At 60.4% G+C, this 26,761-nt stretch carries 23 protein-coding genes and 2 pseudogenes; 4 read left to right on the top strand and 21 right to left on the bottom strand.

Annotation, left to right across the window (positions count from 1 at the left end; translation table 11 throughout):
- Positions 1-12 precede the first annotated feature (12 nt).
- On the top strand, positions 13-786 hold the full coding sequence (locus tag ACIQY3_RS19930; protein ID WP_403022445.1) for an enoyl-CoA hydratase: 774 nt from the start codon (positions 13-15) through the stop codon (positions 784-786).
- 220 nt (positions 787-1,006) lie between these two features.
- Here ACIQY3_RS19930 and ACIQY3_RS19925 read toward each other — a convergent pair whose 3' ends face one another.
- The 7 genes from ACIQY3_RS19925 to ACIQY3_RS19895 all read right to left on the bottom strand — a co-directional run bounded on the left by ACIQY3_RS19925 (position 1,007) and on the right by ACIQY3_RS19895 (position 8,781).
- Positions 1,007-2,158: an acyl-CoA dehydrogenase family protein gene (locus ACIQY3_RS19925; RefSeq protein ID WP_163910235.1), complete on the bottom strand. Its 1,152-nt coding sequence runs from the start codon at positions 2,156-2,158 to the stop codon at positions 1,007-1,009.
- Positions 2,159-2,161: 3 nt separating this feature from the next.
- The gene (locus ACIQY3_RS19920; RefSeq protein WP_403022442.1) at positions 2,162-3,268 is read right to left on the bottom strand and encodes an enoyl-CoA hydratase/isomerase family protein; all 1,107 of its coding nucleotides are present in this window, start codon (positions 3,266-3,268) and stop codon (positions 2,162-2,164) included.
- A gap of 261 nt (positions 3,269-3,529) precedes the next feature.
- A complete protein-coding gene (locus tag ACIQY3_RS19915; protein WP_403022440.1) occupies positions 3,530-4,225 on the bottom strand; it encodes an HPP family protein in 696 nt (231 codons plus the stop codon).
- A gap of 155 nt (positions 4,226-4,380) precedes the next feature.
- On the bottom strand, positions 4,381-5,559 hold the full coding sequence (locus tag ACIQY3_RS19910) for an MFS transporter (RefSeq protein ID WP_403022438.1): 1,179 nt from the start codon (positions 5,557-5,559) through the stop codon (positions 4,381-4,383).
- Positions 5,560-5,679: 120 nt separating this feature from the next.
- Positions 5,680-7,023, bottom strand: coding sequence for an MmgE/PrpD family protein (locus ACIQY3_RS19905; RefSeq protein ID WP_403022758.1), 1,344 nt, complete (start codon positions 7,021-7,023; stop codon positions 5,680-5,682).
- Positions 7,024-7,052: 29 nt separating this feature from the next.
- Positions 7,053-7,940 carry a polysaccharide deacetylase gene (locus ACIQY3_RS19900; protein WP_403022436.1) on the bottom strand — a complete coding sequence of 296 codons (888 nt, stop codon included), beginning with the start codon at positions 7,938-7,940 and terminating at the stop codon, positions 7,053-7,055.
- Positions 7,933-8,781 (bottom strand): polysaccharide deacetylase, encoded by an 849-nt coding sequence (locus ACIQY3_RS19895; RefSeq protein ID WP_403022434.1) that lies wholly within the window; start codon positions 8,779-8,781, stop codon positions 7,933-7,935. The genes ACIQY3_RS19900 and ACIQY3_RS19895 overlap by 8 nt, the downstream gene beginning before the upstream one ends.
- A 2-nt stretch (positions 8,782-8,783) precedes the next feature.
- Here ACIQY3_RS19895 and ACIQY3_RS19890 point away from each other — a divergent pair.
- Positions 8,784-8,909 (top strand): annotated as a pseudogene (locus ACIQY3_RS19890) (metal ABC transporter ATP-binding protein); the annotation flags it as partial.
- Positions 8,910-9,057: 148 nt separating this feature from the next.
- On the opposite strand, the gene ACIQY3_RS19885 reads toward ACIQY3_RS19890, so the two are convergent.
- From ACIQY3_RS19885 to argH, 4 genes are all read right to left on the bottom strand, one after another.
- On the bottom strand, positions 9,058-9,882 hold the full coding sequence (locus tag ACIQY3_RS19885; RefSeq protein WP_403022432.1) for an ABC transporter substrate-binding protein: 825 nt from the start codon (positions 9,880-9,882) through the stop codon (positions 9,058-9,060).
- 53 nt (positions 9,883-9,935) lie between these two features.
- The gene (locus ACIQY3_RS19880; protein ID WP_403022430.1) at positions 9,936-10,700 is read right to left on the bottom strand and encodes an amino acid ABC transporter ATP-binding protein; all 765 of its coding nucleotides are present in this window, start codon (positions 10,698-10,700) and stop codon (positions 9,936-9,938) included.
- 10 nt (positions 10,701-10,710) lie between these two features.
- Positions 10,711-11,589: an amino acid ABC transporter permease gene (locus ACIQY3_RS19875; RefSeq protein WP_403022428.1), complete on the bottom strand. Its 879-nt coding sequence runs from the start codon at positions 11,587-11,589 to the stop codon at positions 10,711-10,713.
- A gap of 157 nt (positions 11,590-11,746) precedes the next feature.
- Positions 11,747-13,174, bottom strand: coding sequence for an argininosuccinate lyase (gene argH, locus ACIQY3_RS19870; protein ID WP_403022426.1), 1,428 nt, complete (start codon positions 13,172-13,174; stop codon positions 11,747-11,749).
- A gap of 296 nt (positions 13,175-13,470) precedes the next feature.
- Between argH and ACIQY3_RS19865 the strand changes: the two genes are divergently transcribed.
- Positions 13,471-14,436, top strand: a complete 966-nt coding sequence (locus ACIQY3_RS19865; RefSeq protein ID WP_403022424.1) for a LysR family transcriptional regulator — start codon at positions 13,471-13,473, stop codon at positions 14,434-14,436.
- Here ACIQY3_RS19865 and ACIQY3_RS19860 read toward each other — a convergent pair.
- The 10 genes and pseudogenes from ACIQY3_RS19860 to arnB form a co-directional block, all read right to left on the bottom strand.
- Positions 14,387-14,947 (bottom strand): GNAT family N-acetyltransferase, encoded by a 561-nt coding sequence (locus ACIQY3_RS19860; RefSeq protein WP_403022422.1) that lies wholly within the window; start codon positions 14,945-14,947, stop codon positions 14,387-14,389. The genes ACIQY3_RS19865 and ACIQY3_RS19860 overlap by 50 nt on opposite strands.
- 98 nt (positions 14,948-15,045) lie before the next feature.
- A pseudogene (locus tag ACIQY3_RS19855) lies at positions 15,046-16,663 on the bottom strand (ArnT family glycosyltransferase).
- A complete protein-coding gene (locus ACIQY3_RS19850; RefSeq protein ID WP_403022420.1) occupies positions 16,636-18,015 on the bottom strand; it encodes a UDP-glucose dehydrogenase family protein in 1,380 nt (459 codons plus the stop codon). Before ACIQY3_RS19850 ends, ACIQY3_RS19855 begins: the two are co-directional and overlap by 28 nt.
- Entirely contained in the window at positions 18,012-18,425 is a 414-nt protein-coding gene (gene arnF, locus ACIQY3_RS19845; protein ID WP_403022418.1) for a 4-amino-4-deoxy-L-arabinose-phosphoundecaprenol flippase subunit ArnF, read from the bottom strand. The genes ACIQY3_RS19850 and arnF overlap by 4 nt, the downstream gene beginning before the upstream one ends.
- Positions 18,422-18,766, bottom strand: a complete 345-nt coding sequence (gene arnE / locus ACIQY3_RS19840) for a 4-amino-4-deoxy-L-arabinose-phosphoundecaprenol flippase subunit ArnE (protein ID WP_403022416.1) — start codon at positions 18,764-18,766, stop codon at positions 18,422-18,424. The genes arnF and arnE overlap by 4 nt, the downstream gene beginning before the upstream one ends.
- A complete protein-coding gene (arnT, locus tag ACIQY3_RS19835) occupies positions 18,763-20,412 on the bottom strand; it encodes a lipid IV(A) 4-amino-4-deoxy-L-arabinosyltransferase (RefSeq protein WP_403022414.1) in 1,650 nt (549 codons plus the stop codon). The genes arnE and arnT overlap by 4 nt, the downstream gene beginning before the upstream one ends.
- Positions 20,409-21,293, bottom strand: a complete 885-nt coding sequence (arnD, locus tag ACIQY3_RS19830) for a 4-deoxy-4-formamido-L-arabinose-phosphoundecaprenol deformylase (protein WP_403022412.1) — start codon at positions 21,291-21,293, stop codon at positions 20,409-20,411. The genes arnT and arnD overlap by 4 nt, the downstream gene beginning before the upstream one ends.
- Positions 21,293-23,284 carry a bifunctional UDP-4-amino-4-deoxy-L-arabinose formyltransferase/UDP-glucuronic acid oxidase ArnA gene (gene arnA / locus ACIQY3_RS19825; RefSeq protein WP_403022410.1) on the bottom strand — a complete coding sequence of 664 codons (1,992 nt, stop codon included), beginning with the start codon at positions 23,282-23,284 and terminating at the stop codon, positions 21,293-21,295. Before arnA ends, arnD begins: the two co-directional genes overlap by 1 nt.
- Positions 23,281-24,300: an undecaprenyl-phosphate 4-deoxy-4-formamido-L-arabinose transferase gene (gene arnC, locus ACIQY3_RS19820; RefSeq protein ID WP_403022408.1), complete on the bottom strand. Its 1,020-nt coding sequence runs from the start codon at positions 24,298-24,300 to the stop codon at positions 23,281-23,283. Before arnC ends, arnA begins: the two co-directional genes overlap by 4 nt.
- Positions 24,297-25,445 (bottom strand): UDP-4-amino-4-deoxy-L-arabinose aminotransferase, encoded by a 1,149-nt coding sequence (gene arnB, locus ACIQY3_RS19815; protein WP_403022406.1) that lies wholly within the window; start codon positions 25,443-25,445, stop codon positions 24,297-24,299. Before arnB ends, arnC begins: the two co-directional genes overlap by 4 nt.
- A gap of 375 nt (positions 25,446-25,820) precedes the next feature.
- Here arnB and xerC point away from each other — a divergent pair, with 375 nt between their 5' ends.
- Positions 25,821-26,759 (top strand): tyrosine recombinase XerC, encoded by a 939-nt coding sequence (gene xerC / locus ACIQY3_RS19810; RefSeq protein WP_403022404.1) that lies wholly within the window; start codon positions 25,821-25,823, stop codon positions 26,757-26,759.
- Positions 26,760-26,761 lie beyond the last annotated feature (2 nt).

The following is a 26,761-nucleotide window of genomic DNA, read 5'->3' as shown; positions in this document are numbered from 1 at the left end:
AAGGAAATCTTTATGACCTATGAAACGATTTTGCTGGAAATTCACGGCCGCGTCGGCCTGATCACCCTCAACCGTCCGCAAGCCTTGAACGCGTTGAACGCGCAGTTGGTCAGCGAAGTGAACCACGCCCTCGATGGCCTGGAAGCCGATTCGAACATCGGCTGCATCGTGCTGACCGGCTCGAAAAAAGCCTTCGCCGCCGGTGCCGACATCAAGGAAATGGCCGAGCTGACCTATCCGCAGATCTACCTCGACGACCTGTTCAGCGACAGCGATCGCGTGGCCAACCGCCGCAAGCCGATCATCGCGGCGGTCAACGGTTTCGCCCTCGGTGGTGGCTGTGAACTGGCGCTGATGTGCGACTTCATCCTGGCGGGCGACAACGCCAAGTTTGGTCAACCGGAAATCAACCTCGGCGTGCTGCCGGGCATGGGCGGCACCCAGCGCCTGACTCGCGCCGTGGGCAAGGCCAAGGCCATGGAAATGTGCCTCAGCGGCCGTCTGATCGATGCAGTGGAAGCGGAGCGCTGCGGGATTGTCGCGCGGATCGTACCGGCGGATGAATTGCTGGAAGAAGCGCTGAAAGTCGCGGCGCTGATTGCCAAGAAGTCGCTGCCGATAGCGATGATGGTCAAGGAAAGCGTGAACCGCGCGTTTGAAGTCAGCCTGTCGGAAGGCGTGCGCTTTGAGCGTCGGGTGTTCCATGCGGCGTTTGCGACGCAGGATCAGAAAGAAGGGATGGCGGCGTTTATTGCCAAGCGTGAAGCCGGATTCCAAGGCAAGTGATGATCTGGGGGGCGGGCTTAAGATCCACCCCTCACCCCAGCCCTCTCCCCATAGGGGAGAGGGGGAAAGGGAGCAGATCTTCATGCTGTTCAAAGCCTGAGTTCGACTCAGGACTTTCAGGTCGATGTAGCTCCAAGAGCGCATCGGTCAGTCCCCTCGCCCCTCTGGGGAGAGGGTTAGGGAGAGGGGTGGAGTTCAAGCCCACCCCCAATCCCAAACATCACACCAAATAGTTCTTCAATTCCCGAGCAATCACCATCCGCTGTATCTCGCTCGACCCTTCGTAAATCTGGGTAATCCGCGCATCCCGGTAGTAACGCTCCACCGGGTAATCCTCCAGATACCCATACCCGCCGTGAATCTGCATCGCCGACGAACAGACCTTCTCGGCCATTTCCGACGCAAACAACTTCGCCTGTGAAGCCTCCGACAGACACGGCTTGCCCGCACTGCGCAACCGCGCCGCGTGGAGGATCATCAATCGCGCGGCGTTCAGCTGCATGTGCATGTCCGCCAGCATGTTGGCGATGCTCTGGTGCTCGATGATCGCCTTGCCGAACTGCACCCGATCCCGCGCGTAAGCCAGCGCCGCTTCGAACGCCGCCCGCGCAATGCCCAACGCCTGGGCGGCGATACCGATGCGGCCGCCTTCGAGGTTGGAGAGGGCGATGGCCAGGCCTTTGCCGCGATCACCCAGCAGGTTGGCTTCGGGGATGGTGCAGTTGCTCAGGGTCACCGCGCAGGTATCGGAGGCGCGGATGCCCATTTTGTGTTCGGTGCGATCAACGATAAAACCCGGCGTATCGGTCGGCACCAGGAATGCTGAAATACCGCGCTTGCCCAAGTCCGGATCAGTCACCGCAAACACGATCGCCAGTTTCGCTCGCTTGCCGTTGCTGACAAATTGCTTGGCGCCGTTGATCACCCACTGACCGTCCCGCAGTTCGGCGCGTGTGCGCAGGTTGTGGGCTTCGGAACCGGCTTGCGGCTCAGTCAGGCAGAAGCAGCCGATGGCCTGACCACTGGCCAGGTCCGGCAGCCAGGTTTGTTTCTGTTCATCGGTGCCGTAGTTCAAGACCGGCCCGCAACCCACGGAGTTGTGGATGCTCATCAACGCGCCGGTAGCGCCATCACCAGCGGAAATCTCTTCGACGGCCAAGGCGTAAGCGACGTAATCGACATAAGTGCCGCCCCATTCTTCCGGGACCACCATGCCCAGCAGACCCAATTCCCCCATCTTCGCCACCAGACCGTCGTCGATCCAGCCAGCCTTTTCCCAGGCCTGGGCGTGGGGCGCGATTTCACCACGGGCGAAATCCCGGGCCATGTCGCGGATCATCACTTGCTCTTCGCTCAATTCGATATCGTGCATGGCTCAGCTCCCGCTCTGCTCAAAACCCGTGAAGAAACTCTCGACATGCTCGGCGTGCAGCGCCTGCAAGGTCGGCGGGTTCCAGCGCGGTTTTTTGTCTTTGTCGATCAGCAAGGCGCGCACGCCTTCGATCAGGTCGCCGCGCTCGAACCACTGGCGGTCCAGGTGCAGCTCAAGGGCGAAGCACTGTTCCAGGCTCAGCTTGCGACCGCGCCGCAGCATTTCCAGGGTCACACCCATGGCCAGCGGCGAACGGCTTTCCAGTAGATCGGCGGTGGTTTTCGCCCATTCGTGACTGTCGGCGACGGTCACTTCACGCATTTGCTCCACCATACTCGCCACGTCGGGCAGGGCGAAGAAGTGGTCGATGGCCGGGCGCAGCGCAATCAGCGGCGCATCCGGCAGTTGTTGCACGGCAAGTTTGGCCAGCACACCTTGCAGGTCCTTGAGCGGCGATTCGTGCCACACCAGCTGATCGAGCTGCTCGTCCAGGGTGCCCAGTTTGTCGCTTTCCAGATACCAGTCAGCCAGACCGCAATACAGCGCATCGGCAGCACGAATCTGCACGCCGCTGACGCCCAGGTAAATCCCCAGTTCGCCCGGAATCCGTGGCAGGAAGTAGCTGCCGCCGACGTCCGGGAAATAACCGATGCCCACTTCGGGCATCGCCAGGCGACTGCGTTCAGTCACCACGCGCATATCCGCGCCTTGCACCAGGCCCATGCCGCCGCCCAACACAAAGCCGTCCATCAAGGCCAGGACCGGTTTGCAGTAATTATGGATAGCGAGGTCGAGGGCGTATTCCTCGACAAAGAAATCTTCGTGCAGGGTGTCGCCGTTTTTGTAGCTGTCGTACAGCGAGCGAATGTCGCCGCCAGCACAAAAGGCCTTCTCGCCGGCACCGCGCAATACCACGGCGTTGACCTGCGAATCTTCGGCCCAGGCATCCAGCTGGTTTTGCAAACGGCGGACCATGTTCAGGGTGAGAGCGTTGAGACCGGCGGGGCGATTGAGGGTCAGGTGACCGATGTGGTTGCGAACCTCGGCCAGCACTTCATTTTGCGTGGCGTCCATGGCGTTGGCCTCCTGGGATGAAACCTGAGCAGTCATCGATAACTCCCTGCTTTTATTGTTCTTTATAGACAAGCTCGCGCGCGAGCGATGCTGGATCGTAACAGTGCAAATTTGTGATGTACAACCGGGATACGTGCAGGTTCTGTCTGCATTTTTACCTTAGTGCAAAATCCAGCGACCACAGAAAAACCTGTGGGAGCGGGCTTGCTCGCGAAGGGGCCGTGTCAGTCAACATTAATGCTGGATGACACACCGCATTCGCGAGCAAGCCCGCTCCCACAGGGGATTTGTGTTTTGTCAGGTTCTGCTGCTGAGCACTTCGCCGATGCTGCGCCGCTTGGCGTGCAATTCACTGGCATGAATCAACTGCTCAAGATCTTCCGGGGTGACGTCGAAAAACGCCTCCATGTCCGCCAACGCGAGTTTCAAATCCTCGGCAGTAATCGCCTGGCTGTCCGCCGAGGGCATGACCGGCGCCGGTTCGACGGGGCGTTTGGGGTAGCGGATCTGCGTCAGGTTGTTATAGGCCAACGCACTGAGCAGCATGGCCGAGGCGCTGAGCATCACCGGGCCGAGGGCTTTCCAGTCCAGGGCGATGGTCGCCGGGTCAGCCAGCACCAACAGCAGCGCCAATGCCCCGGCCGGCGGGTGCAGGCAACGCAGCCAGCACATCAGGATCAGCGCCATGCCCGCCGCGAGGCAAGCGCTGCCCAAGGTTCGCCCGAGCACGTGAGCCACCAGCAGCGAAACCACCCCGGCGCTCAAATAACCACCGAGGATCGACCACGGCTGGGCGAGGGCGCCGGAAGACACGGCGAACAACAGCACTGCCGACGCGCCCAATGGCCCGACCAAGTGTTGTGCCACTTCAATGCCAAACACCTGACTGCACAACCAGACACTGAACAGCGTGCCCAAGGACATGCCGATGGCGGCCCGGCTCCATTCCGAGGGGCGAGTGTTGACGGCGGCAGGTAACCAGCGTGCGAGCATGATGATCCCGGTGACAAAAAACCAAGCAAAAAAAAGGCTTAGCTGGGATACCCAGAAAGCCCTTGAAGGTGTTCCAACTATTGGGGGAGGAACGAGGCACAGTGTGCCGTCGATTCCTGGTGCTGACAAATTCATATTAATGCAGCTTCAGTGCATTATTTTTGCAGTAACGCCACTCGCCGACCGGCCATGAAACACAGGGATCCGCCCATCGCTGTCAGCCCGCACAAGGCATAGAACATCGTCGGCGCCGGGGTGTGCATCAGCAGGAAACCGCAAATCACCGGACTTAACGCGCCACCGAGGGCTGCGAGGTTTTGTGCGCCGTAGTAACTGCCGCGTAGTTCTTCCGGGGCCAGGGTGTCGACGAACAGGAATTCCGCCGGGTAAATGATCATTTCCCCGAGGGTGAAAATGAACATCGCCACGCACCAGCTCACCAGGCCGTCGGCCAGGCTGAAACCGATCAACCCGAGGATGAACAGACTGGTGCCGCCGGCAATCCAGTAGCGCAGTTGTTCGCGCTTGAGGAAGCGGCCGATCTGGTATTGCAGCAGGATCACGCTGATGGCGTTGCAGGCGAGCAGGGCGGCCATGGTCTCCAGGGCGCGCTTGGAGTCGTGGGTCACCAGCAGGTATTGCGACAGGTACAAGGTGAAACGGCCATGGACCACGGTGCTGAACAGGCAGCCGCAGGTGAACATGATCAGGGTTCGGTCGTTTTTCAGGGTGGTCAGGGTCTTGAGAAAGCTTTGCGGCTGGCCGATGGCGGGCACCTGGGCGGCGTCTTTCGGAATCCCGCTCATCAAGAAGATGCTGAAGAACGCGATACCGCCCGCTATCAGGAACGGCGCAATCGGATACACCCCGGCGATCACCACGCCGAGCATGGGGCCGGTGGCGTAGCCGATGTTGGTCAGGGTGTAGCGCAGGGAAAACGCCTTGGCCCGTTGGCCCATGGGCAGGTTTTCGCTGAGGATCGCTTTCGAGCCGATCAGGAATAAAGCCGAGGCGGTTTCGGTGATCACCAGGGTGGCGGTGGTCAGGTAGAGGTTTTCGGCGAAGGTCAGCAGCACGAAGCCGATGGCGCTGGAGAGCATGGCCAGGATCAACAGCCGCCGTTTTTCCAGTCGGTCGATGATGTAGCCGCCGTAGAGCGCGAGCAGGGTGGCGATAAACACCGCGATGCCCAGCAGCAGGCCAACGTCCTGTTGGTTGAGACCGAGTTTGTTGCTCAGGAACAGCGTGAGCAACGGGCTGGTGATGGCGCGGCTGACGACGATGGTCAGCGAGCAAATCATCAACCGGCGGATAACGAGCGAGTAAGTGGCCACGGTGGTGCGGATGTCCTTATTCAGATTTTTAGCGAGGTGTCGCCGCTATTCGCGAGCAGGCTCGCTCCCACAGGGGAATGCATTTCAAATGTGGGAGCGAGCCTGCTCGCGAAGGGGCCGTCATGTCAGCCACTGATCCAATGTCGCAACAGATTCCAGCTCTTCAACCCGCCACAACTGCTCAAGCAATGCCTCAGCCTGCCCCCGCGCCAATACCCGCCCGGCCAGACTGAGAAACTTCTCATCCAGCGCCTCGTCACTCAGCGGATTGCTCGGCGCGCCCAGCGGCACCTCGACGCACAGGCTCGCCTGCCGACCGTCCACGGTCCGCACGCTCACAATAGGCTCGCCATCCTCGGACAATTGCGGGTCCACCTCAAGCCGAATCCGCGACATCCAGTGCGCCAGGCGCGGATCGCTGCGCTGGGCATCGTCATAGGCCTGCAACCGGCAATGCCCCAGCACCAACCGCGCGGCGAGGGCATAGCGCAAACTCATCTGCGCCGCCGCCAGACTGGCGACTTCCTGTCCGCCGCACATGTCCTGCAGGAACCCGCACAACGACACCTGGATGTCCTCGACCTGATCGGCACCGACCTGCAACTGCGCCAGCAACAATCCCAAGGCATCAATCGCCGAATGCGTCCCGCGACACGCGGCGTATGGCTTGATCGAGCAGCGGGCAAGCTTCCACACCCGGCCCAGCTCCGCGTCCAGTGCTTCAGGTACGGCGGCATCGCCAGCGAGGGTCTTGAGAAAACCGCCCCACACATCATCGAACAGCTTCGTCGGCCCGGTGATGCCGCGCTGGGCAAACCGCGCCGCGAGCAAGCCACCTTCGGCGGCGCGCCCGCTGTGGAGTTTCTTGCTTTGGGAACCGTCATGAATAAACGCCCAGAGTCCGCCGCTGAAGCTGCCGGCGATGCCCAGCGCCGACAAAGTTTGTGCGGCATCGAGGCCGAGAATCCGCGCACTGGCCGCTGCCGCGCCGAACACCCCGCAAGTGGCGGTTGAGTGCCAACCGGCGCCGTTATGCGCCGAATAGCTGCCGCAGGCTTCCAGCACCCGACGGCCGATTTCGTAGCCGATGACCACGGCAGTGATGAATTCCGGGCCGCTCACGGTTTTGCCCGACATTGACACGGCGGCCATGACCGCTGGCAACACCACCGCGCCGGAATGGTCACAGCCGCCCGTGTCGTCCAGCTCCAACGCATGGGCGGCGATACCGTTCAGCATCGCCGCTTGAGCCGCGCCAACCTGCCAATCGGTGCCCCAGACCAAAGTGCAGCCGGTCTCGCCTTCGAACACTTGGCGCGCCTGTTTCGCCACGTCACTGCCAGCCCCGGCCAGGGTCGCGCCAAAGGTGTCGAGAATGTGCCGTTTGGCTTGTGCCACCAGCGCCGCCGGCAAATCCTCAAAGTGGGTATCGACGCAAAACTGCGCCAGGTGTTCCATGCGCATCACGCCCTGGTAGGCGCTGCCGAACTCGTTCATACGCCGTAATCCCGATAATGCCGCTCATACACCGCCGAAGGATGATCCGCCGTCACCTGCACTGCTGAATCCGCCCACCATTGCGCGACTTCACCCGCCGTGGCGATCCACACGTCTGGATGCTGCTGAATGCCTTGGAGCAACTCGCGCAACACGCCAATACGCCCCGGCGTCGCGATAATTTCCGGGTGCAGCCGCAGTACGTAGCACAGGCCAAAGCGGTGAAACCCGGCGAAGTCCATTTGCAGGTTGCCGAGGGTGTGGCTGTAGGACGCGATACGCGATTGCGCTGGCGGCACCGCCGGGCTGAGGTTGAAGGCGAAGTAGGGTTCGTCTTCCAGTTCGTAGTGCAGCGGCAACTCGATCACTTCCGGCGCCGTGGGGTGAGCGAACGGCAGATCATCGCCGCGCCATGATGAAGACCAGCGGATGCCTTGATCCCTCAACGCCTCGATGAATCCCGCTGCACCATTGCCCGCCGGAATGCGAAACCCGGTCGGACGCACGCCGGTCAACGCGGCCAAGGCTTCGCAGCCCTTGGCGATGTCGGCGCTCTGTGCCGCCAGATCGAGGTCGTCGTAGTTCTGATGGCGATAGCCGGCGCAGGCGATTTCATGCCCGCCAGCGAGGATTGCCTTGATATGTTCAGGGTTTTCCTCGGCGACGATGCCGGGAATGCACCAGCTGCTGGGCACGTCCAATTCTGCAAACAGATCCAGCAGACGATCCACGCCGCGCTGGCTGCCGTAGCGCCAGACCGACAGGGTCTTGTCGCGCCCGGCGACTTCCGGGGCCTGGGTCAGGATGCCGTAGATGTCGTTGTAATCGACGGTCAACACCACCGCGCAGCGGTAACCGTTGGGCCAGACATTGGAATCAGCCATGGTGATGCTCCTTCAGCCACCACTGGGCGACATCGCGGCAGGTGGCGAACCACACGTCATCGCGCTGGCGCATGTGTTCGAAGAGTTTTTCCAGCAACAGGATGCGTCCCGGTTTGCCGGTGATCTTGGGGTGGAACAGGGTGGTCAGGCACAAGCCTTCGTCCATGGCGCCGTCGTATTCGCGGCACCAATTGTCGAGGGTCAGTTCGTAACTGGCGGTTCGGTCGAGGCCCGAAGGGAAGTTCGGCGCGCGGGTGTAGGCGAGGGAGGCGTAGTCGTCCATTTCCCAGCGGCCGGGGATTTCCACCAGCGGGGTGTCGAAGCCGGGGACGTTGACCAGATAGGGCCGGTCATCGCCGCGCATGCTGCTGGAATAGGTCACGCCGGCCTCCACCAGCATCGCCGGGGTTTCGGCGCGCCAGTCACCGGACGGCGTGCGAAAGCCTTCGGCGCGGATGTTCAGGTGCTTCCAGAACACCTCGCGGGATTTCTTCATCACGTCCTTCTGCTGGTCCAGCGTGAGGGCGTAGAAGGATTCGTGTTTGTAGCCGTGATACGCCACCTCATGCCCGCGCTCGACAATCGCCTGGCACTGTTTCGGCCAGTTCTCCACGACCCAGGCCGGGACGAAGAACGTTGTCGGGATTTTGAACGCGTCGAGCAAATCGAGGAGACGGGGCAGGGCGCGATAAGGACCGTAACCGCCGAAACCGAAGTACTCGGGCTTTTGCCAGATCGAGCCGTTGAGCATGGCATCGCCGGTCGGGCCGTCGAGGTCGAAAGCCAGGGCCAGACAGGCTTTGTGCGGGGCGGGCCAGGTGGGTTGCAGCGAGGAGGACATCAGTGGCACTCCATTCATCTATAGGTAAAACACAATCCCCTGTGGGAGCGGGCTTGCTCGCGAAGGGGCCCTGTCAGCCAGCATTGATGTTGAATGACACACCGCATTCGCGAGCAAGCCCGCTCCCACATTGAATTTGAGTCGATCACAATTTTTTGGCCCGGCAAGTACCCCTGTGGGAGCGAGCTTGCTCGCGATGAGGCCAATACATTCAACATCTTTGTTGGCTGATACACCGCTATCGCGAGCAAGCTCGCTCCCACAAAAGGCAGCTCCTTATTTGCCGGCGTTCACGGTCACCGTCTTGATCGCGCCCAGTTCCAGGTCCCATTTCTTCAGGATGGTCTGGTACGTGCCGTCATCGATCATGCTCTGCAACGCGACCTTCACCGCTTCACTCAACTCAGGTTTTTTCTTGCTCAAGCCCATGCCGGAGAACTGCACGGAAATCGGCTGGCCGACCGTCTTGTACATGTCCTTTTCCTGAGTCTTCAGGTACGACAAGGTCTCGCTACCCTGCATCGCCGCGTCGATCCGGCTCTGGCGCAGTTGCGCACGGGCATCCGCCGAACCTTCGGTGCCGATCACGACAATGGCCGGTTTGCCGGCGGCTTCGCAGTTGGCCTTGCTGTACTCGGCAATTTCCGCCGGGAAGGTGGTGCGTCGGCTGGTGCCGACTTTCTTGCCGCACAGGTCGGTGATTTCGTTGAAGTCCTTGTTCTTCTGCAAGGTGTAGAACTGCGGACCGCTGGTGAAGTAGTCGACGAAGGTCACGCTGGCCTGACGCTCGGCGGTGTCGGTCATGCCCGACAGCACCATGTCCACGCGGTCAGTAGTCAGGGCGTTGATCATTTGCTCGAAGCCGGTTTCCTGCCATTTTATCTTCACGCCCAGACGCTCGGCCAAGGCGTTGCCCAGGTCATAGTCGAGGCCCGTCAGCGTGTTGGTCGCCGGGTCCTTGAAATCCATCGGCGGGTAGTTCGGCATTATCGCGACAACGATCTCGCCCTTGGCCTTGATGCTGGCCGGCAATTCGGCGGCGAAGCTGAAGCTGGAAGCCATCAGGCCGGCGAGTACTGCTGGAATTACGAAGTTCTTCATGGTCGTTCTCTTATGAGTGTTTTGACGCAGCTCTTGGTTTGCGAGGCTGGCGCTTAGGTTCGAACGGCAGAAATGAAGCTTTGGGTGCGCGGGTTTTGCGGACTTATTAGTATTTCTTCGGGGCTTCCAGCCTCCACGATCTGCCCGCCGTCCATAAACACCATGCGGTTGGAAACCTCGCGAGCGAAGCCCAGTTCATGGGTGACGACGATCATGGTCATGCCGGTTTGCGCCAGATCGCGCATCACCGACAGCACCTCACCGACCAATTCCGGGTCGAGTGCCGAAGTGGGTTCATCGAACAGCATCAACTTGGGCCGCATCGCCAACGCGCGGGCAATTGCCACCCGTTGCTGCTGGCCGCCCGACAGTTCAATCGGGTAGCTGTTGCATTTGTCGGCCAGGCCGACCCGAGCCAGCAGTTCGAGCGCTTCTTCGTGCGCTTCCTTGGGCGAACGCTTGAGTACCTGGCACGGGCCTTCGATGATGTTTTGCAGCACAGTCATGTGCGGGAACAGGTTGAACCGCTGGAACACCATGCCGGTGGACAGGCGTTGACGGGCAATCTGCGACTCGTTGAGTTCGTGCAGTTTGTTGCCGACGACCCGGTAACCCACCAGTTCGCCGTCGACCCAGAGGCCGCCCTTGTCGATTTTTTCCAGCTGATTGACGCAGCGCAGCAAGGTGCTCTTGCCCGAGCCGGACGGGCCGATGATGCACAGCACTTCGCCTTGCTCGACCTCGATGTTGATGTCCTTGAGCGCGTGGTACTGGTCGTAATATTTGTTCAGGCTCACGGCCTTGACGATGCTTCTCATGTCGAACTCCTCAAGAACGCTTGCCGGCGCCGCGAGCGAAACGACGCTCCAGACGACTTTGGCCGAAGGACAGCACAGTGACGGCGGCCAGGTACCAGATACCGGCGACGATCAGCAATTCCATGACCCGGGCGTTGGCGTAGTAGATGTTCTGGGCGTTGTAGAGCAGTTCCGAGTACTGGATGACGCTCGCCAGGGAGGTCATTTTCACCATGCTGATGAACTCGTTGCCGACAGGCGGAATGATGATACGCATGGCCTGCGGCAGGATGATCCGGCGCAGCGCTTGCAGGCGCGGCATGCCGATCGACTTGGCGGCTTCGTACTGCCCGGTGTCCACCGACAGCAGGCCGGCGCGCACCACTTCGGCGGTGTAGGCGCCCTGGTTGATGCTCAAGCCGAGCAGGGCGGCCACGAACGGCGTCATCAGGCTCACGGTGTCCATTTCGAACAGGCCGGGAATGCCGATGGTGGGGAAGATCAGCGCCAGGTTGAACCACAACAGCAGTTGCAGGATCAGCGGCGTACCGCGGAACAGCCAGGTGTAGGTCACCGCCACGTAGCGCAGGATCGGGTTGGCCGACATGCGCATGATCGCCGTGATCACCCCGAAGACAATGCCCAGGGCCATCGCCAGCACCGCCATGACGATGGTGTTGAACAAGCCCCACATGATCGCCTGGGAGGTGACGAACTGGCCGATGTAGGACCATTCGATCTTGCCTTCAGCGAAGGCGCGTACCAGGCCGAGAATCGCGATGACAATGACAGTGGCGAAGAAAATCCGCCCGTAATAACGCCGTGGAACGTGGTGGTACTGGGTGATATCAAACTGGTTGTCCGCCAGGTTGCGCTCCGCCTGGAGTCGTTCTGCCTGAGTCTGGCTCATGATGTTTCTCCGTACACTTGATAAATCAGGCCAACCACAATCCCTGTGGGAGCGGGCTTGCTCGCGAAGGGGCCGTGCCAGTCGCCATTCATTTTGAATGACACACCGCATTCGCGAGCAAGCCCGCTCCCACAGGGGTATCGCAGTGTCCCTTGGATCAGAGACGAAAACCCTGATAGTTCTCGGTCCACTCTTGCTGCGCGGCGAGGGCGGTTTTCAAGCGGCCGATCTGTTCGCGCACCTGTTGCGGCGCGGTGCCGCCCCAGCCACTGCGGGCTGCGATGGCGGCTTCCAGGGTCAAGCTGTCGCGCACTTCCGGGGTCAGGCGCGGATCGATCTCGGCCAGCAGCGCCGTGGAGGCTTCCCACAACTCAATGTCGTGTTTCTCACAGGCCTGGACCAGCGCACCGGTAATCTCGTGGGCTTCCTTGAACGGCACGCCGCGCATGGCCAGCCAGTCGGCGACTTCGGTGGCGAGGGTGAAGCCCAGTGGCGCCTGGCGCCGCAGCTCTTCAACATTGACCTTCATGGTCGCGACCATCCCGGCCATCGCCGGCAACACCAGCAACAGGGTGTCGACACTGTCGAGCACGCCGTTCTTGTCTTCGCTCAAGTCGCGGTTGTAGGACAGCGGCAGGGATTTCAGGGTGGACAGCAGACCGGTGAGGTTACCGATCAGGCGGCCAGCCTTGCCCCGAGCGAGTTCGGCGATGTCCGGGTTTTTCTTCTGCGGCATGATCGAGCTGCCGGTGGCGTAGGCATCGTCCAGCGCGACCCAGCGAAATTGCCGCGACGACCACAGGCAAAACTCTTCAGCGAGGCGGGAAATGTTGATCCCGAGCATGCTGGCGATAAACAGGAATTCGGCCACATGGTCACGGCTGGCCACAGCGTCGATGGAGTTTTCGCACACGCCGCTGTAGCCCATTTCCTTGGCCGACTGCTGGGGCAGGCGAGCGATGGCGGAACCGGCCATGGCCGCGGCACCGAGTGGCGACAGCGAAGTGCGCACGTCCCAGTCCACCAGACGCTGCACATCGCGCAGCATCGATTGAGCGTGGGCCAGCAAGTGGTGAGCGAAGACGATCGGTTGCGCCTGCTGCAGGTGAGTGAAGCCAGGGCAAATGCTTTCGATGTGTTGTTCGGCCTGATCCACCAGCGCTTGTTGCAGGGCCAAGACTTCAACGGCCAGGGTGCGGACGTGATCACGCAGGAACAGGCGCAGATCGTTGGCGGTCTGGTCGTTACGCGAACGACCGGCGCGCAGCTTGCCGCCGAGGGCGCCGAGGCGCTCGGTCAGCAGGCGTTCGATAAAGGTGTGGACGTCTTCGTCGTCCAGGGTCGGGGCGATGCTGCCGGCGCTGAAGTCAGCACCAATACCGGCCAGCGCGTCGAGCATGGTCTGGGTTTCTTCTTCGCTCAACAGACCGGCGCGTTGCAGTTCCCGGGCATGGGCCTTGGAACCGGCGAGGTCGTAAGGCGTGAGGCGAAAGTAGCGCTCGGGGCAACGGGACAGGGCCGCCAGGGCTTCGGATGGGCCGCTTTTGAAGCGTGCACCCCAGAGACGGTCGGTGGTTTGAGACATTGTTGTTTTCCTCGTCGGTAAAGCGAACTGAATGCGGTCTGCAAAGCCCCGGACACTCGCCGGAAATCATTCGGGCGTGGTCAGGCCAAAGCAGTTTTCAAAGGGGCAGTTGCGAAGTGGCGAGAGCTGATCGAAGTGTCAGCTTTTAATAGTGCGAAATCAGTGAGTTGGCACTCAGGTACGGATTTTATTAACGGTTGCCAAGCCTTGTTTTCTGTGTTCATTATTATTGGCCAGCTATGTTTTTGTTGTTGGACACAGATTGTTTGCTAGGGCGCCAGAGGTAAATAAGCATTATGGAAACCCCACTTTCCAATTCCGGAAACCCGCCGCCAAAACCGACTCAGCGGGCTCCGTTGGCGCTCAGCGGCCTGGATTTCAAACTGCTCAAAGTGTTCAAGGCCGTGGTCGAAGCCGGCGGCTTCAGTGCTGCGCAGAACGAGCTGAATGTGGGCCTGGCGGCCATTAGCAAACAGATTTCCGACTTGGAGATTCGCATCGGTATGCGCCTGTGCACCCGTGGTCGAGAGGGTTTTCACCTGACCGAAGAAGGGCGCCTGGTGTATCAGGCGTCGATTGATTTGTTTGCTTCGGTTGACAACTTTCGTGATCGGCTTAGTTCGGCGCAGAATGAACTTATCGGGGATCTTGGCGTAGGCATTATCGATAACACGATCTCTGATCCTAACTCCCCGTTAGTTGTTGCACTTAGAAGAATCAATAAAGAGTCGCCGAAAGTAAGGTTTCAACTTCAGGCCTCGCAACTGGATGAAGTAGAGCGCGGTGTTGTAGAGGGGCGATTAGTCGCGGGCATCGTGCCGGTTTATCAAAAACGCGAAGAGTTCGATTACTACGCGCTCTACGAGGAACGCTCCGAAGTTTACTGTGCTGTCGGCCATCCGTTGTTCACAGTGCCGGAGGCAGAAATCAGCAGCAACGTGCTCAAGGACTACGAGTGCGTCAACCATCGCTACGCGATCCATCGGGACAAACTCAATTTTGCCCGCTACGACAGCTTTTCAGCCTCCGCGACCCAGGTCGAAGCCGTGGCGCTGTTGATCAAGACGGGTTGTTTCGTGGGTTTCCTGCCGCAGCATTACGCCGCTAACCTGGTGGTCCAGGGCCAATTCCGCGCGGTGCGCCCGGACCTGATTCATATCGTCACGCCGTTCAATTTGATCCTGCGCCACAACACCGTGCGCAGCCCGCTGGTCAAGGCGTTTGCCCAGGCGTTGGGTGTGGATTTGAAAGCGCCGGTGTGAGTCGTAGACACATCGCACACCGCCGCTCACCGGGCAAACCGTGGGCGATTTCCTGACTCAAAATCGCCAATAACCGTGGACTTGTTTCAGCAGCGCTCAATGTTTCAAAACCGAATCGTTGATAAAACGGTGCATTCCACGGCAAGTCGCGAAACGTGGTCAGGGTCAGACCGTTGAGTTCTCGTTCGCGGGAATACTCAATTGCCGCTAACAGTAACTTTCGACCGATGCCCTGGCCCTGAAAGTGTTGGCTGACCGACAGTTCCTGAATATGCAGTTGGTTGTCGACATGTTCGGCACTGAGAAATCCCGCCAGTACACCATCGGGCAATTCGGCGACCCAAATATCTTGAGTTTTGATGGCGTGCAGGTGTTGCCGGGCTTCGGTCACGGGTGAGTCGGCGAGCCAGGCGAGTGAAGGGTCGGTGCGAAACAATGCCGCCGCCGAACGTTCGATGGTGGGGAGGGCGTTGGCGTCAGCAGGTTGGGCACGGCGCAGAATGATGGTCATGATGATCGTGTAGGAGCTGCCGAAGGCTGCGATCTTTTGATCTTAACAATCAAAGTCAAAAGACCGCAGCTTTCGGCAGTTCCTACGTGGGTTACGCGTCAGGGCTCGAGGTGCAGCAGGACGTAATCGTTTTTATCGAAACGCCCGATCAACGCAGGTTCCAGCGAACCCAGCAATGTGCCTTTCAGGGCTTTGTAATCACTCTGATCCAGCATCACCCAAACTGGCGCCTTGATGGTTTCCAGTTCCTGGACCGATTCGGTGAACACCGGTTGCAGATCCTGTTCGATATTGACCATGAACTTGATCGCCTTGGCGTCTTTGCCCATGCCGAACAGCACTAGCGGCGCCGGCTCTTGTTGTACGAGAGAGAAGGCTGCACGACTGAAGCTGCTTGAATCGTAGAGCTGCCGTTCCACCGGTTCGAACACCAGGATGTACACCGACCACAGTCCCAGTACCGCGCAAAACGCCAATATCTGCGCCCGCCATGTGGGCCAAAAAAACGCGGCCAAAGCGACCGCTTGCAACACGCCGAGGACAATCAATATCGGTGCCAGCGAGGTCAACATGTCGGGAAAGCGCCGCTGGCCAACTAACAATCCGATGATCAACAACGCCGGAATCAACAGCCACAGGCCTTGCATCACACCACGCAAAACGCCGAACAACCGGCCTTGGGCTACCTGAAACGGATACGCCGCAATAATCGCGGCCATGGGCAGCATCGGCAGTAGGTACCGGGCCTTTTTCGCCTGGGGAATCGACAATCCGAGCATCACGATCAACCCGGCTGCCGCGCAGTACTGCACCAGACGCAGTTGCGGCCCGGCTTCACGCGGATTGGTCAGGAAGATCGCCGCCAGCGCCAACAACCCCAATGGATACGCCAACGCATAGTTGCCCATGGAACTGGTGAAGTAATACAGCGAACCGCTGACACCTTCACTGCCGTCCATGCGTCCCATGAACTGCATGCGAATCACGTCTTGCATAAAGGCCGGGCCACCGCTGAGCTTGGCCAGCAGCAACAGCACACCGATGCACAGCACCAGCAACCCGGCGGCGACCCACCCGAAAGCCAACAGCCGTCGCCACTGGCGATTGAGCAGGAAGTAACTGCACAGCATGCCGGTCGGCACCACCAGGCCAATCGGCCCGCGAATCCCGAAACCCAGCAGCAACAAGGCAAAGATCAGCAACCAGCGACGCGGCGCGCCAAAGTGGTCGGCGGCATAACCCAGGTAGAACACCGAAAACGCCACCGCCGCCAGCATCAGATCCAAAGACACCGCGCGAGTTTCGGTGACGAAAGTGTTGGTCAGCAACAGCAGGGCAATGCTCAGCAACGCCCAGCGAGTGGAATAGGGCGCCAGCAGCCGGTACATCAACGTGACAATCACTGCGCCGGCCAGCGCACTCGGCAACCAGGCGCTGAAGGCATTCACTTGCCCAAATGGCAGCGACAGCAACCAGACGAACAATGTGCTCAGCGCCGAATAGTCGGCATAGGGCTGGCCATAGGTCGTGGGAAAAAACTGTCGGCCCGTGGCGCAGCATTTCCTGGGCGAACAGCACGAACCGCGAATCGAAACCGATGGCAGCCTGCTGATAAACCCCGGCCATGAACAACAGCAGTGCCAACAGCCCCAGACCGAGGGACTGTCGACGGACAGTGTCATTCACCGTCAGGCAACCGACGAGATGGCAGACCATTGCTGGTGCGGAATCGGCAGGTTGCGCGAATCCCCACGCCCCATCGGGAAGTACAGGAAGCCGCTGCGGGACAAGCGCTCGGCGTCATACACGTTGCGTCCGTCGAAGATCACTGGCGCGGTCAGGCGCTGGCGGATCAGGTCGAAATCCGGTGCCTTGAACTGTTGCCATTCGGTGCAGATGATCAGCGCATCGGCGCCGGCGAGTACCGATTCCGGCGTGCCCATCAGCATCAGCTTCGATTCGTCCGGGTACAAATGCTGGGTTTCCTGCATCGCTTCCGGGTCGAACGCCCGCACATTGGCGCCCGCCGCCCACAAGGATTCCAGCAACACCCGGCTCGGCGCATCGCGCATGTCATCGGTGTTTGGCTTGAACGCCAGGCCCCACACGGCAAAGGTCTTGCCCGCGAGGTTGCCCTTGTAGAACGCATTCACGCGCTCGAACAATTTGTGCTTCTGCCGCTGGTTGATGGCTTCCACCGCTTGTAGCAGGTCGCTGGAGCAGTGCGCCTCTTCGGCGCTGTGAATCAGCGCGCGCATGTCCTTGGGAAAGCACGAGCCGCCATACCCGCAGCCCGGATAGATGAAGTGGTAGCCGATGCGCGAATCCGCGCCGATGCCCAGGCGCACGGATTCAATGTCGGCCCCCAGGTGTTCGGCCAGTTCGGCAATCTGGTTGATGAAGCTGATCTTGGTCGCCAGCATGCAGTTGGCGGCGTATTTGGTCAGCTCGGCGCTGCGCAGGTCCATGAACATGATGCGGTCATGGTTACGGTTGAACGGCGCGTAGAGATCGCGCATGACGTCGCGCACTTCGTCACGTTCGCAGCCGATGATGATGCGGTCCGGACGCCGGCAATCAGCCACCGCCGAACCTTCCTTGAGAAACTCGGGGTTGGAGACGATATCGAACTGCAACAGTCGATTAGCCTCCTGGAGCCGGCGCTCGATGTGGCTACGCAACGTGTCGCCAGTGCCCACCGGTACGGTGGATTTCTCCACCAGGATGACCGGTTGCTCGCGATGACGGGCCACGGCATCACCGACCGACAGCACGTATTTCAGGTCAGCCGAACCGTCCTCGCTGGACGGCGTGCCCACGGCGATAAACAACACTTCGCCATGCTGTACGGCCAGTTTTTCGTCGGTGGTGAACTGCAGGCGCTTGGCCTCCAGGCTCTCCTTGACCAGACTGGCCAATCCCGGTTCGAAGATGCTGACGTGGCCCTGCTGGAGCAATTCGACCTTTTTGGCATCAATGTCCATGCAGATCACATCGTGGCCGACTTCAGCCAGAACGGCAGCCTGTACAAGGCCAACGTAACCACTACCAAATACACTGATTTTCATGGGTCATTCCTGAGAACGGAGACGCGAGCAGGTCGAGAGTTGATGGTGATGACACCGAGGATGACCAGGGCCACCCCCAGGCTTTTTGCGAGACTGAATTGTTCGTTGAACACCGGCAGGCTGGCGGCCAACAGGTACACCAGCGCGTAGCTGATGCTCAGCAGCGAATAGGCTCGCCCCAGCGGCACGTCGCGCAGGGCGAGCAGCCAACTGAGCATCGACAGGGCGTAGGCGAGGATCGCCGCCAGCACCACGCCGATCGCGGCCAAATTCACGCTGCCATTGCCCAGGGCGGTCAGCCATTGATCCGGTTGCGGCAGGCGGCTCATGCTCCAGCGCATGCCCAATTGCGCGGCGCTGGCGAGCATCACGCTGCCCAGGGCGAAGGTGATTCCACGGCGCAGGCTCATGCGTGTTGCCCCAGCAAAACCACACCACCGATCACCAGCGCCACACCGAGCCAATGACGGCGGTCGACGGGTTCGTGAAAGATGAATCGGGCGACCAAAGTGATCAGCACAAAATTGAGGCTGAGCATCGGATAGGCGATGCCGACTTCCAGGCGCTGCAACACCAGCAGCCAGACCAGCAAACCGAGGCCGAGCGAGAACAGCGCCAACCACAGCCATGGCGAGCGCAGTTTCTCGCCCCAGCCTGTGTCCTTGCCGCGCCAGCTCTCCACGGCGTACTTCTGGGCAATCTGGCCCAGGCACGTCAGCACGCACGCGGTCAGCAAAAGAAGCAGGCTCATGCCGCGTCCTTGGGAATAATCAGAATCACCAGGTTGCCTTGCTCATAACGCTTGCCCTCTTTAGGCAACAGATCCACTTCCTGCAGTTCGTCGTCACCCTTGACCCGCATGACCACGCCCACGGAACCCTGCTTGCGAGCATCGCGCATCCACTGTTGCACTTTGTAGAGAGTGATCCGGCGATTGCGCGCTTCAGGGAAATTAAGGCCGTATTTCAGTTCACCAACGGTGTTGAACAGCGCCACTTGCGGACGCTGCAGGCGCCAGGCCAGGGCCGACGCAGCGCCCAGGTCGTTGCTCATCAACTGGCTGGTCTGGCTGAGTTCCTGGGCGTGTTCAAGGATGAACTGGTCAGGGGTCTTGTTCGCCACCACCGAGTTGGGCAACCCGGACGGAATCAGGCCGATGAACAGCAAACTCCCGAACGCCGGCGCCGCCCAGCATTGCAGGGGCCGAAAGGCTTGCAGCAGGTTGGCCATGATCCAGCCGATCAGCGCAATAAACACCAGCACCAGGTTGTGCAGTTCGAGTTCGTACAGCGGCTTTTTCAGTTGCAGGTACACCAGGGCCAACAGCACCGTCAGGCCCAGTACCAGATTCAGCAGGCCATTGAGTCCCAGCGCCCGGCCTTGCTCAAGGCGCAAACGATCGGCCAGCGCATTACCCAGCAACAGGGCCAGGGGCAGCAGGCACGGCAGGATGTAGGTCGGCAACTTGCCGTTGCTCAGGCTGAAGAACATCAGCGGCATCAGCAGCCACAACAGCAGGAAAGCGATGCTCACCTGGCGGCGGGTCTGCCAGGCCTGTTTCAGCGCCGTCGGCAGCAACACCGCCCACGGCAGACTGAACGCCACCAGCAGCGGCAGGTAAAACCACCAGGGCGCGTCGTGCTGGGCATCATCGCCGGCAAAGCGTCGAATGTGCTCGTGCCAGAAGAAGAACCGCCAGTAATCCGGTTCCTGGGCATGCACGGCCAAGGCCCACGGCAGGCTGACCGCGATGGCCACGACGATCGCGAGGGGGCCGTAGACCAGCAGTTCACGCCAGCGTTTCTGCCAGAGCATCCACGGCAGGGCGACCAGCACCGGCAACACCCAGGCGAGAAAACCCTTGGTCATGAAGCCCATGCCGCAGGCCAGTCCCAACGCGGCCCAGCTCAACAGCCGCTGGCCACGGGTGACGCTGTCCAGCGCAAACCACAGGGCCACCAGGCTCAAATTGACCCAGAACGTGAATTGCGGATCGAGGTTGGCGTAACCGGCCTGACCGGCGACCACGGTGAAACTCATGTACAGCAACGCGCAGGCAAAACTTTTGCGCGGGTCGTTCCACAGGCGCCGGGCGATCAGATAGCACAGCAACACGCTCAGCCCGGTGCTCAGGGCCGAGGCGAAGCGCACGCCGAACAGATTCTCACCAAACACTGCCTGACCCAGGGCGATCATCCAGTAGCCGGCCACTGGTTTCTCGAAATAGCGCACGCCCATGAAGTGCGGCGACACCCAGTTACCGCTCAGGAGCATGTCCTGGCTGATCTGGGCGTAGCGGGTTTCATCGGGAATCCACAGGCCATGGGTGCCCAATGGCAACAGGTAAGCCAGCAACATGACGAGCAGCAACACAGGCAAGGCCCAGCGTTTACTCATGCGCCTTGCACTCCCAACCAGCCTTCACGGCCATCGAGGGCGCCGCGTACCACACGCCCGGCCGGCAGGCTGGCGAATGACTCGGGCAACAGCTCGCCCAAGGGTTTGAAGCAAATATCACGCTGGCGCGCATCGGCCAGCAGTTGACGAAAATCGTGGGCCATCAGAATCCCTTCTACTTCGGCGTGGATCGTGTAGACGTTGAGTTTTTCAGGGGTGAAGCGGTCGAGAATGAAAGCGTTGAAGTCCTTGGCGGCCACGGTCGGCCCGACCACCTCATCGAAGGTCGGCAAGTCCACCGGGATTTGCGGCGCGCCTAACAAGCCATTGGCCAAGGTCGGCTGGAACAGGCTTTGGCCCCGACAATCGCTGTTGTAGCGAAAGCCGAACGCCTGCTTGGCTTCGATCACGCGCTCGTCCGCCCGCCAACCGGCGGAGGCCGAGCAGTCGACTTTTTCCCCGAGGATGTCGCTGAGGCTGTCGACGCCCCGGCGAATTTGCTCGATCAGTTGCACATCGCTCCAGCGCCCGGCATTGGCCTGCCAGCCGTGGTGATCCCAGGCGTGCAGGCCGACTTCATGCCCGGAAGCCCGGGCCTGACGCATCAAGTGCCCGAGGTCGCGACCGATCGGTTTGCCCGGCCAGGCAGTCCCGGCCAGCAAAATGTCCCAGCCATACAGGCCGGCGGCGTTGGACCGCAGCATTTTCCAGAGGAATTGCGGGCGGATGAGGCGCCACAAGTGGCGTCCCATGTTGTCCGGCCCGACGCTGAAGAAAAACGTCGCCTTGACCTGGGCCTCATCGAGGATTTCCAGCAACCGGGGCACACCGTCACGGGTGCCTCGGTAAGTGTCGACATCGATTCGAAGGCCTGCCTGCATCAGCGCTTGTCCGCAATTTCGAGCATGGCTTCACGCAGGAAGAAGTCCAGCGTGTTGCCAATCGTCTCGCTCATCTCGACGGTCGGCGTCCAGTCCAGCAGGCGCTTGGCGTTGTCGATGCTTGGTTTACGGTGCGACACGTCCTGGTAACCGGTGCCGTAGAACGCCTTGCTTTCCACGTCGCGGAAACCGGCGAACGGCGGGAAGTTGCTGCGCAGCGGGTGAGCTTCGAACTGACGCAGCAGCTCTTCGCCCAACTGGCGGATGCTGGCTTCGTTGTCCGGGTTGCCGATGTTGATGATCTGGCCGTTGCACACGTCGTTGTCGTTATCGATGATCCGCGCCAGTGCCTCGACGCCGTCAGCGATGTCAGTAAAGCAGCGTTTTTGCTCGCCGCCGTCGAACAGGCGAATCGGGGTGCCTTCCACCAGATTCAGGATCAACTGGGTGATGGCTCGGGAACTGCCGATGCGCGCCGAGTCCAGACGATCAAGGCGCGGGCCCATCCAGTTGAAAGGACGGAACAGGGTGAAGTTCAGGCCTTTCTGGCCGTAAGCCCAGATCACGCGGTCGAGCAATTGCTTTGAAACCGAGTAGATCCAGCGTTGTTTGTTGATCGGGCCGAGGACCAGGTTCGAGGTATCTTCATCGAAACGTGCGTCCTGGCACATGCCATAGACTTCCGAGGTCGACGGGAAGATCACGCGCTTGTTGTACTTGACGCAGTAGCGCACCAGTTTCAGGTTTTCTTCGAAGTCCAGTTCGAATACGCGCAACGGGTTGCGGGTGTATTCGATTGGCGTGGCGATGGCCACCAGCGGCAGGACCACGTCGCACTTCTTGATGTGGTACTCGATCCACTCGGAGTGAATGCTGATGTCGCCTTCGACGAAGTGGAAATTCGGGTGGCTGCGCAGGCGCTCGATGGCGTCGGAACCGATGTCCAGGCCATAGACTTCATAGCGGTCGTCACGCAACAGGCGCTCGGACAAGTGGTTGCCGATAAAGCCGTTGACGCCAAGGATCAGCACGCGAGTGCGGCGGGGTTTGCGACCAGACTCGGCGCCACGCAGCACCGAACCGTCCACCAGGCCCAGCTCGTTGGCCAGTTGCGGCCCACTCAGGTACAGACCGGTGTCGTTGCGCTGACCGGCAGTGATCACCAGCGAGTCTTCGCCACACGCGATGCGCAGCGGATCGACGCTGATCACGCGGCCCGGGGCCTGACCTTCGTTGCCTTTGGCGACTTGCGCACCCCAGACAATCAACTTGTGCTCGCCGACGTCGCAGAACGCGCCCGGGTAAGGTTGGGTGACAGCGCGAACCAGGTTGAACAGTTCTTCCGCCGGTTTTTTCCAGACCAGTTTGCCGTCGGCCGGGGTACGACGGCCAAACACGGTGGCTTTGGATTCGTCTTGCGGGGTTTCCGTGACTTTGCCTTGCAGCAGCGCCGGCAGGGTGTCGCGCAGCAACGAACTGGCGGCGTCACGCAGCTTGGCATGCAGGCTCAGGGCGGTGTCGGAGCGCTCGATCCCGACCTTTTGCTGGGCCAGGATGGCGCCGGCATCGGCACGCTTGACCATGCGGTGCAGGGTCACGCCGGTTTCGGTTTCGCCGTTGACCAGCACCCAATTGGCCGGGGCGCGGCCGCGATACAGCGGCAGCAACGAGCCGTGCAGGTTGAACGCGCCTTTGCTCGCGGTGGCCAGCAGCGGCTCGCTCAGCAGGTTGCGATAGTAGAACGAGAAAATGTAGTCCGGGTTGAGCTTGCTGATGCGTTCGATCCACAGCGGATGGTTGGCATCTTCCGGGGCGTGCACCGGAATGCCTTTATTGGCGCACAGTTGTGCGACGGAGCCGTAGAAAGCGTTTTCCTTCGGGTCATCGGCGTGGGTGAACACGGCCGCAATCTCATAACCTGCGCCAAGCAGGGCGTCGATGCCGGCACAGCCGATATCGTGATAGGCGAAGACAACAGCTTTTTTGCTCATGAGAGAACCTGTTCTGAAGAAGTGGAAGTGAGACCGTCGACCGTGACAACGGGAGCAGGGGAGGCGGGTTGGCTACGCAAGACTTTTTCGATAAAGAACCGCGGGCGCGCCCGGACATCGCTGTACATGCGGCCCAGGTATTCACCCAACAGGCCCATGCCGATGAATTGCCCGCCGGTGAAGACGAACAGCACGGCGAACAGCACGAACGTACCGCCGCCGGCCCAGCCGGCACCAAAAGCCAGGCGCAGGACGATCAGCGCAATGGCAAACAGCACGCCAAGACCGGCCATGCAGAAGCCGACAATGCTCAGCAAGCGCAGCGGGGTGGTGGTCATGCAGGTGATCAGGTCGAACATCAGGTTGACCAGGCGCATCGGGCTGTACTTGGATTCGCCGTGTTCACGCTCGGCGTGGGTCACGAGGATTTCCGTGGTGTGCCGGGCGAAGCTGTTGGCCAGGATCGGAATGAAGGTACTGCGTTCGCGGCAGGCGAGCATCGCGTCGACGATGGTGCGGCGGTAGGCCCGCAGCATGCAGCCGTAGTCGGTCATGGCCACGCCGGTGGAACGTTGCACGGCCAGGTTGATCAGTTTCGACGGCCAGCGGCGCAACGCCGAGTCCTGGCGGTTGTTGCGCACGGTAGCGACCACGTCATAGCCGAGTTCGGCCTGGGCCACCAGGCGCGGGATTTCTTCCGGCGGGTTCTGCAGGTCGGCGTCGAGGGTGATCACCACGTCGCCCTTGCACTGTTCGAAACCGGCCATGATTGCGGCGTGCTGGCCGTAGTTGCGGTTGAGAATGACCGCAACCACCCGACTGCCTTCACGATGGGCGGCGTCCTCGAGGATTTGCGCCGAGTCGTCACGGCTGCCATCGTCCACCAGCACGATTTCGTACTCGTAATGCAATTGGGCGCAGGCCGCTTCGGTGCGACGCAGCAGCTCGGGCAGGCTTTCTTCTTCGTTGTAGACCGGGATAACGATCGACACGCAGCGGATTGGATAAGGTTTCAAAGGCTTCTGTCCGTAATGTTGGCAATGGCACCGACGACTCGTTCGACGTCGTCGGTGGTCATGTCGGGGAACAACGGGATCGAACACAGCCGCGCCGAGTTCCATTCGGTATTGGGCAGGTAGATGTCCGGGAAACGCTGGCGGTAGTAGGTGTGCAGGTGGGTGGCGATGAAGTGGATGCCGGTGCCGATGTTCTGCTCCTGCAAGGCTTTCATGAACGCTTCGCGGTCGAGCCCGCAGCGCTCGGCGTCGATGCGCAGGATGAACAGGTGCCAGGCGTGCTGCTGCGCATAGGCCGGGATCGCCAGCGGTTGCACCGGCAGGCCTTCGAGTTGTTGCAAGTAGGTCTGGGCCAGTTGTGTGCGCTTGGTGTTGATTTCGTCCAGGCGCTCCAGTTGCACCAGGGCAATGGCGGCGTTGATGTCGGCCAGGTTGTACTTGAAGCCGGGTTCGATGACCTGGGCTTGGGGTTTGCGGCCACCGGTCAGGCGATCATAGGCGTCGACACCCAGGCCGTGAAACTTGAGCATGCGCACGCGGCTGGCCAGGTCTTCGTCGTCGCTGACAAACATCGCGCCTTCGGCGCAGGTCATGTTCTTGATCGCGTGGAACGAGAAGATCGCCGTGCCTTGGGAGCCAACGTGGCGACCTTTGTAAAACGTGCCTGCCGCGTGGGCCGCGTCTTCGATCACGGCAATCCCGTGTTTGTCCGCCAGGGTATAGAGCGGGTCGAGATCGAACGCCGCGCCGGCGTAATGCACCGGGATAATCGCCTTGGTGCGCGGGGTGATTGCCGCTTCGATGCTGTCCAGATCAGTCATCAGGGTGTCGCGATCGACATCGACAAACACCGGCGTCGCCCCCAACAGACAGATCATGTTGGCGGTGGACACCCAGGTCTGGGACGGGGTGATGACTTCATCCCCGGGACCGATGCCCAAGGCCAGCAAAGTGATGTGCATGCCACCGGTGGCCGAGGACAATGCCACGGCGTGTTTGCAACCGACATAGTTGGCGAAGTGCTCTTCCAGTGCCTGGTTTTTTGGCCCGGTGGTGATCCAGCCAGAGCGCAATACTTGCTCTACGGCTGCAATTTCTTCATCGCCGATACTGGGGCGCGAAAAGGGGAGAAAAGCCTGACTCATGGGGACCTCGGGACGGTTACAACACTAAAATTCTGGCCGAACGGATTGGATCCACACCGAAGCGTAGACGCTAAAAAACAAATCGCATCAATGAGTTGCTACATAAATATTACAAATTGCTTTGGTTGACTTTTGGCGGCGGCCTCGTCAGGTTGTGCTGACTGATTGCTGGCGGCCTGTTTGAATTAGAGTAGGCCCGAAAATGTGAAAGGGACATGAAAAACCGGTCGGCGATTCGTTTATCTGAAGTTCAGACAGCTAGAGTTCAGACTTCGACCGTTTATCGCGTTAATCCCAACGTTTGCTACTCCTTACAGCAAGTAGCCGAACTCTTTAGTTGTTGTGTTGAACCGTTTTCATTCAAGGCTTTTTCGTTTGATTGACTTACCCGTTAATGAATCCAGGGCTGCAAAAGCCAACCCGTTGACCCTGTATCTGGCACGCCTGGCGCCGTCCAGCCAACTGACCATGCGTTACGTCCTGCAAGACGCGGCGGATCGCCTGGGCTTCGAAGACATGAACATCGAGGAGATTCCCTGGTACGAACTCCAGCCCGAGGATGTCGTCGCGTTAGTGGCAGCGTTGCGCACTGATGGTTACGCGCCGAATACCTCTTCGCTGTATGTAAACGCGGTGCGCGGGGTCATGAATGAAGCCTGGCGCATGAGTTTGATCAGCCAGGAACACTTGCTGAAAATGCGCTCGGTCAAAGGCATCGCCGGCACGCGGCTGTCCCAGGGACGCAACCTCAAGCGCACGTTGATTCAAGAGTTGATGGAAGTCTGTGCAGCGGATCCGCGACCACAAGGCCTGCGGGACGCGGCGATCATCGCGGTGCTGTACGGTTCAGGCATGCGCAAGTCGGAGTCGGTGAACCTGGATTTAAACCAGGTGGATTTCAGCGAGCGCAGCCTGCGGGTCACGGCCAAGGGCAACAAGCAGTTGATCAAGTACGCGCCGGCCTGGGCGTTTGCCAAACTGGAGGCGTGGCTGGACCTGCGACGCTCGCAACTGGGAGAAGGGCAGAAGGACGATCCGTTCCTGTTCAACCGTATCCGACGCGGCAGTCACATTACCCGCGAGCGCATCACCAAGCACGCGATCTACTACATCGCCCGGCAGCGGGGCGCCCAGGTCGGGGTGAAGATCATGCCCCACGATTTTCGGCGCTCGTTTATCACCCGGGTGATTGAAGAACACGACCTGTCGATCGCCCAGAAACTGGCGCATCACAGCAACATCCAGACCACTGCCAACTACGACGTGCGCGATGACAATGAACGGCGCCGGGCGGTCGATCGTTTCGATTTGTGAAG

The organism is Pseudomonas sp. NPDC096950 (genome assembly GCF_044762525.1).
GTDB lineage: Bacteria > Pseudomonadota > Gammaproteobacteria > Pseudomonadales > Pseudomonadaceae > Aquipseudomonas.
This window is presented reverse-complemented; position numbering and strand designations above follow the sequence as displayed.

Coding starts and splice junctions, on each gene's coding strand:
- ACIQY3_RS19925 (WP_163910235.1), bottom strand. CDS start 2,158: ATGCACGATATCGAATTGAGCGAAGAGCAAGTGATGATCCGCGACATG.
- ACIQY3_RS19875 (WP_403022428.1), bottom strand. CDS start 11,589: ATGAGCCAGACTCAGGCAGAACGACTCCAGGCGGAGCGCAACCTGGCG.
- arnB (WP_403022406.1), bottom strand. CDS start 25,445: ATGAGTCAGGCTTTTCTCCCCTTTTCGCGCCCCAGTATCGGCGATGAA.
- ACIQY3_RS19850 (WP_403022420.1), bottom strand. CDS start 18,015: ATGAAAATCAGTGTATTTGGTAGTGGTTACGTTGGCCTTGTACAGGCT.
- ACIQY3_RS19895 (WP_403022434.1), bottom strand. CDS start 8,781: ATGTCCTCCTCGCTGCAACCCACCTGGCCCGCCCCGCACAAAGCCTGT.
- ACIQY3_RS19915 (WP_403022440.1), bottom strand. CDS start 4,225: ATGCTCGCACGCTGGTTACCTGCCGCCGTCAACACTCGCCCCTCGGAA.
- ACIQY3_RS19860 (WP_403022422.1), bottom strand. CDS start 14,947: ATGACCATCATTCTGCGCCGTGCCCAACCTGCTGACGCCAACGCCCTC.
- ACIQY3_RS19900 (WP_403022436.1), bottom strand. CDS start 7,940: ATGGCTGATTCCAATGTCTGGCCCAACGGTTACCGCTGCGCGGTGGTG.
- ACIQY3_RS19880 (WP_403022430.1), bottom strand. CDS start 10,700: ATGAGAAGCATCGTCAAGGCCGTGAGCCTGAACAAATATTACGACCAG.
- ACIQY3_RS19905 (WP_403022758.1), bottom strand. CDS start 7,023: ATGCGCATGGAACACCTGGCGCAGTTTTGCGTCGATACCCACTTTGAG.
- arnA (WP_403022410.1), bottom strand. CDS start 23,284: ATGAGCAAAAAAGCTGTTGTCTTCGCCTATCACGATATCGGCTGTGCC.
- ACIQY3_RS19920 (WP_403022442.1), bottom strand. CDS start 3,268: ATGACTGCTCAGGTTTCATCCCAGGAGGCCAACGCCATGGACGCCACG.
- arnD (WP_403022412.1), bottom strand. CDS start 21,293: ATGCAGGCAGGCCTTCGAATCGATGTCGACACTTACCGAGGCACCCGT.
- ACIQY3_RS19865 (WP_403022424.1), top strand. CDS start 13,471: ATGGAAACCCCACTTTCCAATTCCGGAAACCCGCCGCCAAAACCGACT.
- arnF (WP_403022418.1), bottom strand. CDS start 18,425: ATGAGCCTGCGCCGTGGAATCACCTTCGCCCTGGGCAGCGTGATGCTC.
- arnE (WP_403022416.1), bottom strand. CDS start 18,766: ATGAGCCTGCTTCTTTTGCTGACCGCGTGCGTGCTGACGTGCCTGGGC.
- argH (WP_403022426.1), bottom strand. CDS start 13,174: ATGTCTCAAACCACCGACCGTCTCTGGGGTGCACGCTTCAAAAGCGGC.
- ACIQY3_RS19930 (WP_403022445.1), top strand. CDS start 13: ATGACCTATGAAACGATTTTGCTGGAAATTCACGGCCGCGTCGGCCTG.
- arnT (WP_403022414.1), bottom strand. CDS start 20,412: ATGAGTAAACGCTGGGCCTTGCCTGTGTTGCTGCTCGTCATGTTGCTG.
- ACIQY3_RS19885 (WP_403022432.1), bottom strand. CDS start 9,882: ATGAAGAACTTCGTAATTCCAGCAGTACTCGCCGGCCTGATGGCTTCC.